The organism is Pseudomonas sp. HS6-2, from assembly GCF_049325675.2.
Classification (GTDB): Bacteria; Pseudomonadota; Gammaproteobacteria; order Pseudomonadales; family Pseudomonadaceae; genus Aquipseudomonas; species Aquipseudomonas putida_N.
In genome coordinates this window covers 999,594-1,013,247 of sequence record NZ_CM143906.1, presented here as the reverse complement: position 1 = coordinate 1,013,247, position 13,654 = coordinate 999,594, and the positions used below count along the sequence as shown (strand labels likewise).

13 protein-coding genes, 1 tRNA gene and 2 pseudogenes are annotated in these 13,654 nt (G+C 62.9%); 6 read left to right on the top strand and 10 right to left on the bottom strand.

All coding sequences use genetic code 11. The annotated features are described in order from the left end of the window. Positions 1–10: 10 nt before the first annotated feature. The 5 genes from secF to queA all read right to left on the bottom strand — a co-directional run bounded on the left by secF (position 11) and on the right by queA (position 5,414). A complete protein-coding gene (gene secF / locus ACOKS3_RS04645) occupies positions 11–919 on the bottom strand; it encodes a protein translocase subunit SecF (RefSeq protein ID WP_103445627.1) in 909 nt (302 codons plus the stop codon). 10 nt (positions 920–929) lie between these two features. Then, the gene (gene secD / locus ACOKS3_RS04640; protein ID WP_103445628.1) at positions 930–2,792 is read right to left on the bottom strand and encodes a protein translocase subunit SecD; all 1,863 of its coding nucleotides are present in this window, start codon (positions 2,790–2,792) and stop codon (positions 930–932) included. 64 nt (positions 2,793–2,856) lie between these two features. Continuing rightward, positions 2,857–3,192 carry a preprotein translocase subunit YajC gene (gene yajC, locus ACOKS3_RS04635; protein WP_027920288.1) on the bottom strand — a complete coding sequence of 112 codons (336 nt, stop codon included), beginning with the start codon at positions 3,190–3,192 and terminating at the stop codon, positions 2,857–2,859. 42 nt (positions 3,193–3,234) lie between these two features. After that, positions 3,235–4,350 (bottom strand): tRNA guanosine(34) transglycosylase Tgt, encoded by a 1,116-nt coding sequence (tgt, locus tag ACOKS3_RS04630; protein ID WP_163986015.1) that lies wholly within the window; start codon positions 4,348–4,350, stop codon positions 3,235–3,237. Positions 4,351–4,364: 14 nt separating this feature from the next. Beyond that, positions 4,365–5,414, bottom strand: coding sequence for a tRNA preQ1(34) S-adenosylmethionine ribosyltransferase-isomerase QueA (gene queA, locus ACOKS3_RS04625; RefSeq protein ID WP_103445630.1), 1,050 nt, complete (start codon positions 5,412–5,414; stop codon positions 4,365–4,367). A gap of 108 nt (positions 5,415–5,522) precedes the next feature. On the opposite strand from queA, the gene ACOKS3_RS04620 reads away from it, so the two are divergent. From ACOKS3_RS04620 to ACOKS3_RS04610, 3 genes and pseudogenes are all read left to right on the top strand, one after another. Then, positions 5,523–5,607: transfer RNA gene (locus tag ACOKS3_RS04620), tRNA-Leu, on the top strand. Between the two features lie 386 nt (positions 5,608–5,993). Further along, entirely contained in the window at positions 5,994–6,638 is a 645-nt protein-coding gene (locus ACOKS3_RS04615; RefSeq protein ID WP_103446230.1) for a trypsin-like peptidase domain-containing protein, read from the top strand. A gap of 111 nt (positions 6,639–6,749) precedes the next feature. Next, positions 6,750–6,833 (top strand): annotated as a pseudogene (locus ACOKS3_RS04610) (GNAT family N-acetyltransferase); the annotation flags it as partial. 13 nt (positions 6,834–6,846) lie between these two features. On the opposite strand, the pseudogene ACOKS3_RS04605 reads toward ACOKS3_RS04610, so the two are convergent. After that, positions 6,847–6,990 (bottom strand): annotated as a pseudogene (locus ACOKS3_RS04605) (helix-turn-helix domain-containing protein); the annotation flags it as partial. Positions 6,991–7,200: 210 nt separating this feature from the next. Between ACOKS3_RS04605 and ACOKS3_RS04600 the strand changes: the two are divergent. Continuing rightward, on the top strand, positions 7,201–8,091 hold the full coding sequence (locus ACOKS3_RS04600) for a bestrophin family protein (RefSeq protein ID WP_103445631.1): 891 nt from the start codon (positions 7,201–7,203) through the stop codon (positions 8,089–8,091). A gap of 30 nt (positions 8,092–8,121) precedes the next feature. Here the strand turns inward: ACOKS3_RS04600 and phnE are convergent, their stop codons facing one another. The 4 genes from phnE to ACOKS3_RS04580 are packed head-to-tail and all read right to left on the bottom strand — an operon-like array spanning position 8,122 to position 11,355. Further along, positions 8,122–8,889, bottom strand: a complete 768-nt coding sequence (phnE, locus tag ACOKS3_RS04595) for a phosphonate ABC transporter, permease protein PhnE (RefSeq protein WP_103445632.1) — start codon at positions 8,887–8,889, stop codon at positions 8,122–8,124. Further along, positions 8,886–9,713, bottom strand: a complete 828-nt coding sequence (locus tag ACOKS3_RS04590; protein WP_103445633.1) for a PhnE/PtxC family ABC transporter permease — start codon at positions 9,711–9,713, stop codon at positions 8,886–8,888. Before ACOKS3_RS04590 ends, phnE begins: the two co-directional genes overlap by 4 nt. Next, positions 9,707–10,504, bottom strand: a complete 798-nt coding sequence (locus ACOKS3_RS04585) for a phosphonate ABC transporter ATP-binding protein (RefSeq protein WP_103445634.1) — start codon at positions 10,502–10,504, stop codon at positions 9,707–9,709. Before ACOKS3_RS04585 ends, ACOKS3_RS04590 begins: the two co-directional genes overlap by 7 nt. After that, positions 10,501–11,355 carry a putative selenate ABC transporter substrate-binding protein gene (locus ACOKS3_RS04580; RefSeq protein ID WP_103445635.1) on the bottom strand — a complete coding sequence of 285 codons (855 nt, stop codon included), beginning with the start codon at positions 11,353–11,355 and terminating at the stop codon, positions 10,501–10,503. The genes ACOKS3_RS04585 and ACOKS3_RS04580 overlap by 4 nt, the downstream gene beginning before the upstream one ends. Positions 11,356–11,481: 126 nt before the next feature. Here ACOKS3_RS04580 and selD point away from each other — a divergent pair, with 126 nt between their 5' ends. Beyond that, positions 11,482–12,516, top strand: a complete 1,035-nt coding sequence (gene selD / locus ACOKS3_RS04575; RefSeq protein ID WP_422763351.1) for a selenide, water dikinase SelD — start codon at positions 11,482–11,484, stop codon at positions 12,514–12,516. Further along, the gene (gene mnmH / locus ACOKS3_RS04570) at positions 12,516–13,616 is read left to right on the top strand and encodes a tRNA 2-selenouridine(34) synthase MnmH (protein ID WP_103445637.1); all 1,101 of its coding nucleotides are present in this window, start codon (positions 12,516–12,518) and stop codon (positions 13,614–13,616) included. The genes selD and mnmH overlap by 1 nt, the downstream gene beginning before the upstream one ends. Positions 13,617–13,654 lie beyond the last annotated feature (38 nt).

Sequence of the window (13,654 nt, the reverse complement as noted above, 5' to 3'; positions counted from 1 at the left end):
GGACTAGCCCTTAAGGACGGTCATCCGCACCTTCGTTTTTCGCAGGAGGAATCAGGTCTTCACTGTTCAGGTTCAGCCAGATCAGCACCACGTTGGCGATGTAGATCGACGAGTAGGTACCGGCCAGGACACCGATGAACAGCGCCAGCGAGAAGCCAAACAGGTTGTCGCCACCGAAGATCAGCAACGCACCGATCGCCAGCAAGGTCGACACCGAGGTGGCGATGGTGCGCAGCAGGGTCTGGGTGGTCGAGACGTTGATGTTCTCGATCAGCGAGGCCTTGCGCATCACGCGGAAATTCTCACGCACCCGGTCGAACACGACGATGGTGTCGTTCAGCGAGTAGCCGATGATCGCGAGTACCGCTGCCAGCACCGTCAGGTCGAAGGTGATCTGGAAGAACGACAGGATACCCAGGGTCACCACCACGTCGTGGATCAGCGAGACGATCGCGCCCACGGCGAACTTCCACTGGAAGCGGAAAGCCAGGTAGATGAGGATGCCGCCCAGCGCCAGGAGCATGCCGAGGCCGCCCTGGTCGCGCAACTCTTCACCTACCTGCGGGCCGACGAACTCGACGCGCTTGAGGGTGGCCGGGTTGTCGCCGCCAGCCTTCTGCAGGGCCGCGCCAACCTTGGCACCCAGCTGTGGGTCATCGCCCGGCATGCGCACCAGCAGGTCGGTGGTGGCGCCAAAGCTCTGCACCACGGCCTCGTGGAAGCCGGAGTCTTGCAACTCGGCACGTACTGCCTTGAGGTCGGCCGGCCGCTCATAGGTCAGCTCGATCAGTGTGCCGCCCGTGAAGTCGAGGCCGAAGTTCAAACCCTTGTGGAACCAGCTGAACAACGCCAGCACCGTCAGGAGCATGGTGGCGGCGAACGCAATCTTGCGTACGCCCATGAAATTGATGGTTTTCATCGCAGCTCCCTCAAACCCACAGCTTCTTGATGTCACGCCCGCCACAGGTCAGGTTGACCAGTGCACGGGTCACCATGACGGCAGTGAACATCGAGGTGAAAATCCCGAGGGACATGGTCACCGCGAAGCCCTTGACCGGGCCGGTACCCATGGCGAACAGGATGCCGCCGACCAGCAAGGTGGTCAGGTTGGCGTCGACGATTGCCGAGTAGGCACGGTTGAAACCTTCATGGATCGCGCGCTGCACCGACATGCCAGCGGCAATTTCTTCCCGAATACGCGAGAAGATCAGCACGTTGGCGTCCACCGCCATACCCATGGTCAACACGATACCGGCAATACCCGGAAGGGTCAGCGTGGCACCCAGCAGCGACATCAGCGCCAACAGCAGCACCATGTTGCCCGCCAGGGCGATGGTAGCGAGCACGCCAAAGCCGCGGTAGATGGCGATGATGAACAGCGAGACGAACAGCATGCCCCACAGCGACGCATCGATACCCTTGGTGATGTTGTCAGCACCCAGGCTTGGACCGATGGTACGTTCTTCGGCGAAGTACATCGGCGCAGCCAGACCACCGGCACGCAACAGCAGGGCCAGTTCCGACGATTCACCCTGGCCGTTCAGGCCGGTGATGCGGAACTGGCTGCCCAGTGGCGACTGGATGGTCGCCAGGCTGATGATCTTCTTCTCTTCCTGGAAGCTCTGCACGGCAACGTCCTTCTCGACGCCATCGACAGTCTGCTTGACGTAGCGGGTGACCGGCTTCTGCTCGATGAAGATCACCGCCATGCTACGGCCAACGTTGCTGCGGGTGGCGCGACTCATCAGCTCGCCACCATGGCCATCCAGGCGGATGTTCACCTGTGGCCGGCCGTGCTCGTCGAAGCTGGCCTGGGCGTCGGTAACCTGGTCACCCGTGATGATCAGGCCGCGCTCGACAGCAGCGGAACGGTTGCCCTCACGGAACTCGAAGACCTCGGTAGTAGCCTTGGAAGCGCCCGGCTCGGCACCGAAGCGGAACTCCAGGTTTGCAGTCTTGCCGAGGATACGCTTGGCTTCGGCAGTGTCCTGTACGCCCGGCAGCTCGACCACGATGCGGTTGGCGCCCTGGCGCTGTACCAGCGGCTCGGCCACGCCCAGCTCGTTCACACGGTTGCGGACGGTGGTCAGGTTCTGCTTGATCGAGTATTCGCGGATCTCGGCGACTTTCGCCTGGGTCAGCGCCAGACGCAGCACGGCGAGCTCGTTGCGCTCGGTGGTGGTCAGGTCGAAATCATTGAAATTCTTGCGGATCAGGGCACGTGCCTGTTCGCGGGTAGCATCGTCAGCGAAGCCCAGCATTACACCGCCATCCTGCTGCGGCAGGCTGCGGTAGCGGATGCGCTCTTTGCGCAGCAAGGTCTTGACCTCGCCTTCGTAGACTTTCATGCGGGCGCTCATGGCCTTGTCCATGTCCACTTCCAGCAGGAAGTGCACACCACCGGACAGGTCCAGGCCCAGCTTCATCGGGCTTGCACCCAGGTTGCGCAGCCATTGCGGGGTAGTCTGGGCCAGGTTCAGGGCCACGACGTAATCATCGCCCAGTGCCTTGCGCACTACATCCTTGGCTGGCAATTGAGCTTCCTGGTTGGTCAGGCGAATCAGCCCACTGCCCTTCTCACCCAGACTTGCGCCCTTGACGGTGATACCAGCATCGACCAGCGCCTTGCTGACACGGTCGAGGTCGGCCTGGTTGACCTGCAGCGCCGAGCTGGCACCGCTGATCTGTACCGCCGGATCATCCGGGTAGAGGTTGGGAGCGGAATAAATGAAACCGATCGCCAGTACCACCAGGATCAGTGCGTATTTCCACAGAGGGTATTTGTTCAGCATCACGCCGCCCGTTCAAGACGCGGGGCGCTTTGCGCGCCCCGACTGGAAAAATGAAACCGGTAACTCAGATAGCCTTGAGCGTACCTTTTGGCAGGGTGGCCGCGATGGCACCCTTCTGGAACTTCAGCTCGACGGTGTCGGAAACTTCCAGGACCACGAAGTCATCGGAAACCTTGACGATCTTGCCGGCGATGCCGCCGTTGGTGACAACTTCGTCACCTTTCTGCAAGTTGCTCAGCAGGTTCTTCTGCTCTTTGGCGCGCTTGGACTGCGGGCGCCAGATCATCAGGTAGAAGATGACCAGGAAACCGACCAGGAAAATCCACTCGAAACCGGTACCGGCTGGGCCAGCGGCGGGTGCTGCAGCGTCCGCGTATGCGGCGGGGATCAAGAAGCTCATTGGGCACTCCTAATGTAATTTTCTAATAATGGATGCGAACAGTCAGTCCAAAGGCGGCACAGGCAGCCCGCGTTTGGCGTAGAAGGCGTCGACAAAGGCGGCCAATTTACCCTGTTGAATAGCCTCGCGTAAACCGGCCATCAAGCGCTGGTAATGGCGCAAGTTGTGGATGGTATTCAGCATGCTGCTCAGCATTTCGCCGCACTTGTCCAGATGGTGCAGATAAGCGCGGGAGAAGTTGGTGCAGGTGTAGCAGTCACAGGTCGGATCCAGCGGCGAATCATCGTGGCGATGGAACGCGTTGCGGATCTTGATCACCCCTGTATCGACGAACAGGTGGCCGTTGCGCGCGTTGCGCGTGGGCATCACGCAGTCGAACATGTCGACGCCGCGGCGCACACCCTCAACCAGATCTTCCGGTTTGCCTACCCCCATAAGGTAACGAGGTTTGTCAGCCGGCATCTGATCCGGCAGGTAGTCGAGCACCTTGATCATTTCGTGCTTCGGCTCGCCGACCGACAGGCCGCCGATGGCCAGGCCGTCGAAGTCGATATTGACCAGCGCTTCCAGCGAGCGCATACGCAAGTCCTGGTACATGCCCCCCTGGACGATACCGAACAGCGCTGCGGTGCTGTCGCCGTGGGCATTTTTCGAGCGCTGGGCCCAGCGCAGCGACAGCTCCATGGAGGTGCGCGCCACGTCGTGCTCGGCCGGGTACGGCGTGCACTCGTCGAAGATCATCACGATGTCCGAGCCAAGGTCGCGCTGCACCTGCATGGACTCTTCCGGGCCCATGAACACCTTGGAGCCGTCGACTGGCGAGGCGAAGGTCACGCCTTCCTCCTTGATCTTGCGCATGGCGCCCAGGCTGAACACCTGGAAACCACCGGAATCGGTGAGGATAGGGCCTTTCCACTGCATGAAGTCATGCAGGCCATTGTGCTTCTTGATCACCTCGGTACCCGGGCGCAGCCACAGGTGGAAGGTGTTGCCGAGGATGATCTCGGCGCCGATGGCCTCGATGTCACGCGGCAGCATGCCCTTGACCGTGCCATAGGTGCCCACCGGCATGAACGCCGGGGTCTCGACCGTGCCACGGGGGAAGGTCAGCCGACCACGACGGGCCTTGCCGTCGGTGGCCAGCAGTTCGAACGACATTCGACAGGTGCGACTCATGCTTGATCCTCTGGGCCGCGTGGCGCCGGATTGCGGGTGATGAACATCGCATCACCGTAACTGAAGAAGCGGTACCCGTTGTCGACCGCTGCCGCGTAGGCAGCCATGGTCTCGGGGTAACCGGCGAAGGCCGAGACCAGCATCAGCAGCGTGGACTCCGGCAGGTGGAAGTTGGTGACCAGGCAATCGACCACATGGAAGGGCCGGCCCGGGTAGATGAAGATGTCGGTGTCACCACTGAAGGCCTTGAGCACGCCATCACGCGCCGCACTCTCCAGCGAGCGGACGCTGGTGGTACCGACCGCGATCACCCGGCCGCCACGGGCGCGGCAGGCCTCGATGGCGTCGACCACATCCTGGCTCACTTCGAGCCACTCTTTGTGCATATGGTGATCTTCGATCTTGTCGACCCGCACCGGCTGGAAGGTGCCAGCCCCCACATGCAGGGTGACGAAGGCGCGCTCGACGCCCTTGGCGGCGATCTTCTCCAGCAGCGCTTCGTCGAAGTGCAGGCCGGCAGTCGGCGCGGCCACCGCACCGGCGCGTTCGGCGTACACGGTCTGGTAGCGCTCACGGTCGGCGCCTTCGTCGGGGCGGTCGATGTACGGCGGCAACGGCATGTGGCCGACGCGATCGAGCAGTGGCAGCACCTCTTCGGTGAAGCGCAGCTCGAACAGCGTGTCGTGGCGGGCAACCATTTCAGCCTCGCCACCGCCATCGATGAGGATCACTGCACCCTCTTTCGGCGCCTTGCTGGCCCGCACATGGGCCAGCACGCGGTGGCTGTCGAGCACACGCTCGACCAGCACTTCCAGCTTGCCGCCAGAGGCTTTCTGGCCAAACAGCCGGGCCGGAATCACCCGGGTGTTGTTGAACACCATCAGGTCGCCCGGCCGCAGATAGTCGAGCAGATCGGGGAATTGCTTGTGCGCCAACGCCCCGCTCGGCCCATCGAGGACCAGCAGACGGCTGCCATGGCGCTCGGCCAGAGGGTGGCGGGCGATCAGGGAATCGGGGAGTTCGAAGGAAAAATCGGCGACGCGCATGATGATGTTCGGGTTCGACAGGGCCGGGAAGTTTAGCCCAATGCGTGAAAATTGACCATGAAAGCCGATTGACCGACCAAGGGCAGCTCTCTATACTGCGCGCCACAAGCCCTGATGGCGGAATTGGTAGACGCGGCGGATTCAAAATCCGTTTTCGAAAGGAGTGGGAGTTCGAGTCTCCCTCGGGGCACCAAGATCCAGAAGAAACCGACCTTATGGTCGGTTTTTTTGTGCCTGCAATTTAGTCTTTAGCGCCTCTGCGGGAGTTGGCTTCCCCTCGCATACGTCAAATGCCCTATCCAGCTCAATTGAGCTCAATGCAGCTCAATCGAGCTCAACCCAGCTCATTCATCCTTACAAGCCAGAACCCCGCCTTTTGACGCCACCCCAACGACCACGTGCTTTCCAGGCATCCAGCGAATCTATTGGCCGCCACGGCAGTGCTGGCCATAAGCTGTCATTCGTCGGTTATATGCCGAAAGTATTGATGCCGTAATATCACTTAGCCATAGTTGCGCCCCCTTACCCATGATGACTGCGTGACCCATGAACAAAACCGCGCCCTGTCTGGCAGCAATGATGCTGCTGAGTGGGTGCAATGGAATGCCAACCGCATACGTTTCAGACCCCGTCTACGACCAGGCTTTTGTCGTCACCTCCGGTGCCCCCCTGCCGATGCTGCTGATGGCCAGCGCCATTCAGTGGAATGAAGACTACGCCGTCACTGCCAAGCACACCCCGTTCCTGCGCAACGTGGTGCATGAAGGGCTGGGTGATGTGGTGTTCTTCAGGCACAAGGCCAGCAAGGTGCCGCAGTGGCGCCAGTTCGTCCCGGGCGAGTCGGTGACGGCGGTCGGCTTCAACAGCTTGATGATGCCGGTGCAAGGCAAGGGCCATACGCTCGACTCGCTGGTGCGCCTGGAAGGCACACCGGGCAGTGTCTTCTACTCGGTGCATGACGGCCCGCTGGTCAAGGGCATGTCCGGTGGCCCGGTGTTCGCCGATGACGGCAGGGTGGTCGGGATGAACGTCGCCTTCATCGCCAAGGACGGAATCGATGCCCGCAACCGCCCGGACCTGGCCGGCAAGGCACGCGTCAGTGTGTTCATGTCGTACAGCGAGATCGACAAGGAATGGCGGCGCTTCCAGTACCTGGCGCACAAGGGCAAACCGAACGGCGCGCCTGCCCCGGTGAAGGGCTATGTGGTTGCCAGCAAGCCTTGATCCACCGCTGTGGGCCAACATGATACGGTTGCGGTCGGCCTGATGATTTGGCCAGCACATTCACGCAAAAGGACCTGCCATGCACTTTGCCAACCGCCCCGTCCAACCCAGTTCGTACCGTTTGGCATTGAGGAGCGGCAGGCTCAGGATGGCAAGCGGGTGGCGTTGGTACAGATGAAACAGCAACTGCGTTGATCACGGCATTGCGCGCCCGCGCTCTGTCAACGTGAAGCCGCGCCCGGGCAAGTTCGGCAGAGTTGCCATCGCTCATCACCTGCATCAGGTATTCCTCGATTGCCTCTTCGCAATCCAGGAGGCTTGCCATGTCGAAAGGAATCAGATTCGGCTTCATCAGAGCCCCCGCATAAATGCGCGAAATAAAGAGGCACCGACAATGCCAGTTCTTTTTTCGACACCCTAGTCAGCGGCCTCCGAAAGCTGTGTAGTCCGCTTCGCGCTTTTTAAACAACACGTCCAGTAACATCGCCAGGACGAACAGCACCGAACCATACCCGCCCCTCGACGTCCCATCCTGCATCCCCGGCTTTTCGAGGCAGCTCGTGTGAAAGACGTCATCGCCCGCAAATACCGCCTGATCGTCAAGACCTTCGGCTACATTGGCTGGTCGCTGTTCTGGCTGCTGCTCTGGGACGTGCTGGTCACCATCGACTTCATGCTGTTCTTCAACAGCAAGTTCACCCTGCCGCTGATTCCGCTGACCTTGCTGGGTTCGGCGCTGGTGGTGCTGGTGAGCTTTCGCAACAGCAGCGCCTACAACCGCTGGTGGGAAGCGCGAACTTTATGGGGAGCGTTGGTGAACGGTTCGCGCAGCTTCGCCCGGCAGACGCTGACGTTGATCGATGACACCGAAGATGGGTTGAACCCGGTCAAGGCGACCTTGCTGCGTCGGCACATCGCCTATGTGAACTGCCTGGCGGCGCACCTGAAGGGTGAGGCCTGCCCGGACGAACTGATGGCATTTATCCCGCCGGGCGAGTTCGAGCGGCGTAACCGATCGAACAACTTCGCCAACGATATTCTCAGCGGCTCGGCGGCGTTGCTGGCACGGGAATACCAGGCCGGGCGGTTGGACAGCATTCGCCTGGCGCGGCTGGAGTCGACGTTGGTGGACCTGTCCAACGCCCAGGGTGGCATGGAACGGATCGCCAATACGCCGCTGCCCTACCCTTACGTGTATTTTCCGCGGCTGTTCATCACCCTGTTCTGCCTGATCGTGCCGGTGGGGCTGGTGGAATCGCTGGGCTGGTTCACGCCGCTGGCATCGACGGTGGTCGGGTTCATGCTGCTGGCGATCGAGCGGATCGGGACGGATCTGCAGAGTCCGTTTCGCTTAAGTGAGCATCAGATTCAGATGGATACCATCTGCGAGACCATCGAGCGGAATCTGGAATCGATGCAGCGGGAAGCGCAGTGTGAGGAGTTGGTGTCGTGAATGGGGCTGCGTTGCAGCCCCTGCTATCTGTCAGGCCCGCACATACCGCTGGCGCAACACATCGCTGAAGGCATCCACCAGCAGCACCAGCAGCAACATCGCCATGATCACCGTACTGGCCTGGGCCTCCTGGAACAGGCTCAGGGTGGTATAGAGCATCTGCCCCAGCCCCCCTGCCCCGACAAACCCCAGCACACTGGCCATGCGAATGTTGTTCTCCCAGCGGTACAGGCTGTATGCGAGCAACTGGGGCCACAGGTTCGGCAAGGTCCCGAAACAGAACGCTGCCACCTGCCCGCCGCCCTGCAGGCGAATGGCTGCGGCGGGCTCTGCCGGCGCATTCTCCAGCGCTTCGGCGAACAGCCGCCCCAACACCCCGGACGTGTGCAGCGCCAGGGCCAAGGTACCGGCATTGGGCCCAAGGCCCGCCGCCAGCACCGTCAACGCCGCCCACACCAACTCCGGAATGGCCCTCAAGGCATTGAGCAGCAACCGCGCCAGCGATTGCAGCGGCCAACCGAAGCGCCCCGCCGCCGGCAAGGCCAACAGCATGCCGAGGAACATCGCCAGCAAGGTGCCCAGCCCGGACATGGCCAGGGTTTCCATGGCACCCCGCCCTACCGCCTGCAGGTGCTCGCCGGACAGATCCGGATGCAGGAAGCGAGCTGCGTACTCGCCCATCTGCCCCAACCCGCCATCACCCACCAAGGCATGCAGGTCCAGTTGCAGATAACCGAACGACGCCACCACTGCCGCGACGATGGCAACGATCACCAGCAGGTTGATCACCCGGTTCATGCCAGCCTCCCGCGCAGGAAGCGGCTAAGCAGGTCGGCCAGCAGCACCAGACCGAGGAACGCCAGCAGCATGCTCGCCACTTCGCCCCCGGCAAACATGCGCATCGACAGGTCGATCTGCTGCCCCAGCCCACCGGCACCGACAAAGCCCATCACCACCGAGGCGCGCACGGCACATTCCCAGCGGTAGACGGTGTAGGACACCACTTCCGCCGACGCACTGGGCAAAATGCCGTAGAAGAACGCCGTCAATCGGCCGCTGCCGGCCTGCAGCAAGGCATGCGCCGGGCGCTGGTCGACCGATTCGAAGATTTCCGCGTAGACCTTGCCGAGCATGCCGCTGTAGGTAATGGCGATGGCCAGCACACCGGCCGTCGGCCCCAGGCCCACGGCCCGCACGAACAGCAGCGCCCAGACGATCTCCGGCACGCTACGCAGAAAAATCAGCAAGCCGCGCACAGGCAGGCGCAACAAGCGCGACCACAGTCCTGCCCGGCCACCCCGGGAGGCAGCGCGCAGTGACAGCGCACGACTGGCCAACAGGCTGGTCGGGACTGCCAGCACCAGCGCCAGGGCCATGCCGGCTGTCGCCACGGCCAAAGTCTGCAAGGTGGACTCGTACAGTAACTTGAGGAATTCGGCACTGTGCGCCGGCGGCCAGAAGGCGCTGGTGAAACTGGCGATCTGCTGCCGGTTCTCCGCCTGCAGCAAGACGCCAGGGTTCAGTTCGCTCAATTGCAGCCCAGGCCACAGCACGGCCAATGCCAGCAGAGTCAGTAACAAACGCGGCAACGCAGCCGGGTCGCGGGCATCGGCCTTCAGCATCGTGGAATCTGCACGGTCAGGGTCGGCCCCTGTGCTTGCGCTGGCGAGCCCAGTTGCTCGTTGGCGTACAGCGCATCCAGCAATTGCGTGGTCACCGACTCGGCCGGGCAGTCGAACGCCACTTGCCCTTCGCGAATGCCGATCACCCGTGGGAAATGCGCCAGCGCCAGGTCCACTGCATGCAGGCTGGCCACCAGGGTCACGCCATTGGCTTGCGCATGGCGATTGAGCAATGCCAGGCTGTGATCGGCCAGCACTGGGTCCATGGCCGACACTGGCTCGTCGGTCAGCAGCACTTCCGGCCGCTGATACAACGCCCGGGCGATGCCGACCCGCTGCAATTGCCCACCGGACAGCTGTCCACACTGGACGAACAGCTTGTCGGCCAGGCCCAACTCGGCCAAGGCCTGGCGCGCCCCCGGCACATCGGTCGGATACACCAGGTTGAGCAGGCCTCGCAACAAGCCCCACTGCCCCAGGCGCCCCGCCAGCACGGCTGTTACCACACGCTGGCGCGGAGGAAGCGGCGGAGCCTGGTGCACCAGCCCAATCCGTGCCCGCAGGCGCTGGCGCGCCCCGGCAGACAGCGCCCAGGGCTGCTCACCGAACAGTTCCAGGTGCCCGCTGCTGGGCTGCACGGCGGTGGCCATCAGGTGCAGCAGGCTGGACTTGCCGGCCCCCGAAGGGCCGATGATCGCCACCCGCTCACCCTTGGCGATGCTCAGGCTGACAGCATCGAGCGCGCGGACCTGGCCGTGGCGCAGGCCGGCGCCGTGTACATGAATAGTCACTTGAGCAGGCCGGCCTCACGTGCGGCTTGCTCGGTGCCCGCGTAGTTTTCAGGCTTGGTCTCGATGAAGCGGCTGGCCGCCTGCAGGTCGAGGATCGCCTTGTGCTCCGGATTGGCCGGGTCGAGGTCGAGGAAGGCCTTCTTGATTTTCTCTTTCAGCGCCGGGTCCATGTTGCCGCGCACGGTCCAGTTGTAGTCGTAGTAGGTCGGCGTGGTAGCGAACACCTTGACCTTGCTGGTATCGACCTTGCCGGCATCGACCAGCTTCTGCCAGACGCTGGCATTGAGCACGCCGCCATCGACCTTGCCCGCTTGCACCCAGGCCACGGTGGCGTCGTGGGCACCGGAATAGGCCACACGGCTGAAGTAGCTCTCAGGCTTGATGTTGTCTTCCTTGAGCATGAAGTAGCGCGGCATCAGGCTGCCCGAAGTGGACGAGATCGAACCGAACGCGAACGACTTGCCCTTGAGGTCAGCCAGGCTCTTCACGGCCGGGTTGGCAGTGATGAACTTGGAGGTGAACTGGGCGTCCTGTTCACGCTGCACCAGCGGCGTGGCGGTTGGGTCTTTCAGGTGCACCTGGACGAAGGTGAAACCACCCAGCCAGGCCATGTCCAGGCGGTTGCTGGCCAGCGATTCGACCACCGCCGGGTAGTCGGCGACCGGAACGAACTTCACGTCCATGCCCAGTTGCTTGGACAGGTACTTGCCCAGTGGCTCGAACTTGCGCAGCAGTTCGGTCGGTGCTTCGTCGGGGATGGCACTGACCCGCAAGGTGTCGGCAGCCTGGGCGACTACGGCGCAGCAGGACAGCACGAGGCCGGCGGCGAGCGCCAGGGGGCGTTTGAGCATGGGAGTTCTCCGGTTCAATAGCGGGGAAAGTGCCGGCAACACGCCGACGCTGGGAATTATAAGAGTCGCAGGCGCAAAGGCCAGCTTTGCTACAATCGCGCAACAAATTGATCCCCTGAGGTGCACATGAGCGAGCCGATTCGCCTGACCCAGTACAGCCACGGTGCCGGCTGTGGCTGCAAGATCTCCCCCAAGGTGCTGGATGTGATCCTCGCCGAAAGCGGCGCCCAGGCCCTGGACCCGAAGTTGTGGGTCGGCAATGCCTCGCGTGACGACGCCGCCGTGTATGCCCTGGATGACGAGCGCGGGGTGGTATCGACCACCGACTTCTTCATGCCGATCGTCGATGACCCGTACGACTTCGGGCGCATCGCCGCCACCAACGCGATCAGCGACATCTACGCCATGGGCGGCGACCCGCTGATGGCCATCGCCATCCTCGGCTGGCCGGTCAACGTACTGCCACCGGAAGTTGCCCGCGAAGTGATCCGCGGCGGCCGCGCCGTGTGCGCCGAAGCCGGCATCCCGCTGGCCGGCGGCCACTCCATCGACGCGCCGGAGCCGATCTTCGGCCTGGCGGTCACCGGCGTGGTCAGCAAGCGCCACCTCAAGCGCAACGACACCGCCACCGCCGGCTGCCGCCTGTACCTGACCAAACCACTGGGCATCGGCATCCTCACCACCGCCGAGAAGAAGGCCAAGCTGCGCGAGCAGGACCAGGGCCTGGCGCGCGACTGGATGTGCACGCTGAACACCCCGGGCAGCCGCTTCGGCAAGCTCGATGGAGTCAAGGCGATGACCGACGTCACCGGCTTCGGCCTGCTCGGCCACCTGGTGGAGCTGGCAGAAGGCAGCGGCCTGACGGCAGAGTTGGATTACGCCGCCGTCCCACGCCTGCCGAGCGTCGACCATTACCTGGCCGAAGGCTGCATTCCTGGCGGCACACTGCGCAACTACGACAGTTACGGGCACAAACTCGGCGCGCTGACCGACGAGCAGAAGCACCTGCTGTGCGACCCGCAGACCAGCGGTGGCCTGCTGGTCGCCGTTACCCCTGAAGGCGAAGCCGAGTTCCTGGCAGTGGCAGGCGAACTGGGGTTGAACCTGTCGCCAATCGGCCTGCTGGTCGAGCGACAGAGCCATGCGGTCGAGGTGAACTGATGCGCCCCGACTGCACCGACTTCCGCCAATTGTTCCTCGACGACGCGCCGATGATGGACATGCGCGCGCCGATCGAATTCGTCAAAGGTGCCTTCCCAGGCACCGTCAACCTGCCGCTGATGAACGACCAGGAGCGGCAGAAGGTCGGGACCTGCTATAAGCAGCAGGGCCAGGCCGCTGCCATCACCCTCGGCCACCAGCTGGTCAGCGGCGCGACCAAGCGCGAGCGCCTGCATGCCTGGGCCAGCTTCGCCAAGGCCCACCCTGATGGCTACCTGTACTGCGCCCGTGGCGGCCTGCGCTCGCTGATCGTGCAGCAGTGGCTGCGCGACGAGGCCGGCATCGACTACCCGCGCATCAAGGGCGGCTACAAGGCCATGCGTACCTTCCTGCTGGAAACCACCCAGCGGGCCGTGGAGCAGTGCGACTTCGTGCTGGTTGGCGGCCTCACCGGCACCGGCAAGACCGACGTGCTGCACCAGCTGAACAACGTGCTCGACCTTGAAGGCCATGCCAATCACCGTGGCTCCAGCTTCGGCAAACGCGCCACCGGCCAACCGGCGCAGATCGACTTCGAGAACAAGCTGGCCGTCGACGTGCTGAAGAAGCGCGCCCGTGGCATCGAACAGTTCGTGCTGGAAGATGAGGGCCGCATTGTCGGCAGCTGCTCGGTGCCGTTGGAGCTGTACCAAGGCATGCAGCACTACCCGGTGGTGTGGCTGGAGGACAGTTTCGAGAATCGCGTGGAGCGCATCCTGCGCGATTACGTGATCAACCTGTGCGCCGAGTTCGTTGATGTGCATGGCGAAGAAGACGGTCGCCGGCTGTTTGCCGAACGCATGTCGCAAAGCATGAGCAACATCCACAAGCGTCTTGGCGGAGAGCGCTTCCAGCGCTTGTCTGCGATCTTGAATGAGGCGCTGGACGAGCAACTGCGCAGTGGCGAGGTGGACCTGCATCGGGGTTGGATCGAAGGGTTGCTCAAGGAATACTACGACCCGATGTACGCCTACCAGCGTGAAGCCAAGGCCGAGCGGATCGAGTTTGCCGGGGATGGCGTGGAAGTGCGCGAATACCTCAAGGCCCGCGCCCAACGTTGATCGAGGCGCGCTCCTCCTGTGGGAGCTAGCCTCAGGCA

Bases quoted from the DNA above. Each gene is read 5' to 3' on its own strand.
- secF (WP_103445627.1), bottom strand. From the start codon at position 919: ATGAAAACCATCAATTTCATGGGCGTACGCAAGATTGCGTTCGCCGCC.
- secD (WP_103445628.1), bottom strand. From the start codon at position 2,792: ATGCTGAACAAATACCCTCTGTGGAAATACGCACTGATCCTGGTGGTA.
- yajC (WP_027920288.1), bottom strand. From the start codon at position 3,192: ATGAGCTTCTTGATCCCCGCCGCATACGCGGACGCTGCAGCACCCGCC.
- tgt (WP_163986015.1), bottom strand. From the start codon at position 4,350: ATGTCGTTCGAACTGCTGGCCACCGACGGCAAGGCCCGTCGTGGTCGG.
- queA (WP_103445630.1), bottom strand. From the start codon at position 5,414: ATGCGCGTCGCCGATTTTTCCTTCGAACTCCCCGATTCCCTGATCGCC.
- ACOKS3_RS04615 (WP_103446230.1), top strand. From the start codon at position 5,994: ATGCTGCTGAGTGGGTGCAATGGAATGCCAACCGCATACGTTTCAGAC.
- phnE (WP_103445632.1), bottom strand. From the start codon at position 8,889: ATGAACCGGGTGATCAACCTGCTGGTGATCGTTGCCATCGTCGCGGCA.
- ACOKS3_RS04590 (WP_103445633.1), bottom strand. From the start codon at position 9,713: ATGCTGAAGGCCGATGCCCGCGACCCGGCTGCGTTGCCGCGTTTGTTA.
- ACOKS3_RS04580 (WP_103445635.1), bottom strand. From the start codon at position 11,355: ATGCTCAAACGCCCCCTGGCGCTCGCCGCCGGCCTCGTGCTGTCCTGC.
- selD (WP_422763351.1), top strand. From the start codon at position 11,482: ATGAGCGAGCCGATTCGCCTGACCCAGTACAGCCACGGTGCCGGCTGT.
- mnmH (WP_103445637.1), top strand. From the start codon at position 12,516: ATGCGCCCCGACTGCACCGACTTCCGCCAATTGTTCCTCGACGACGCG.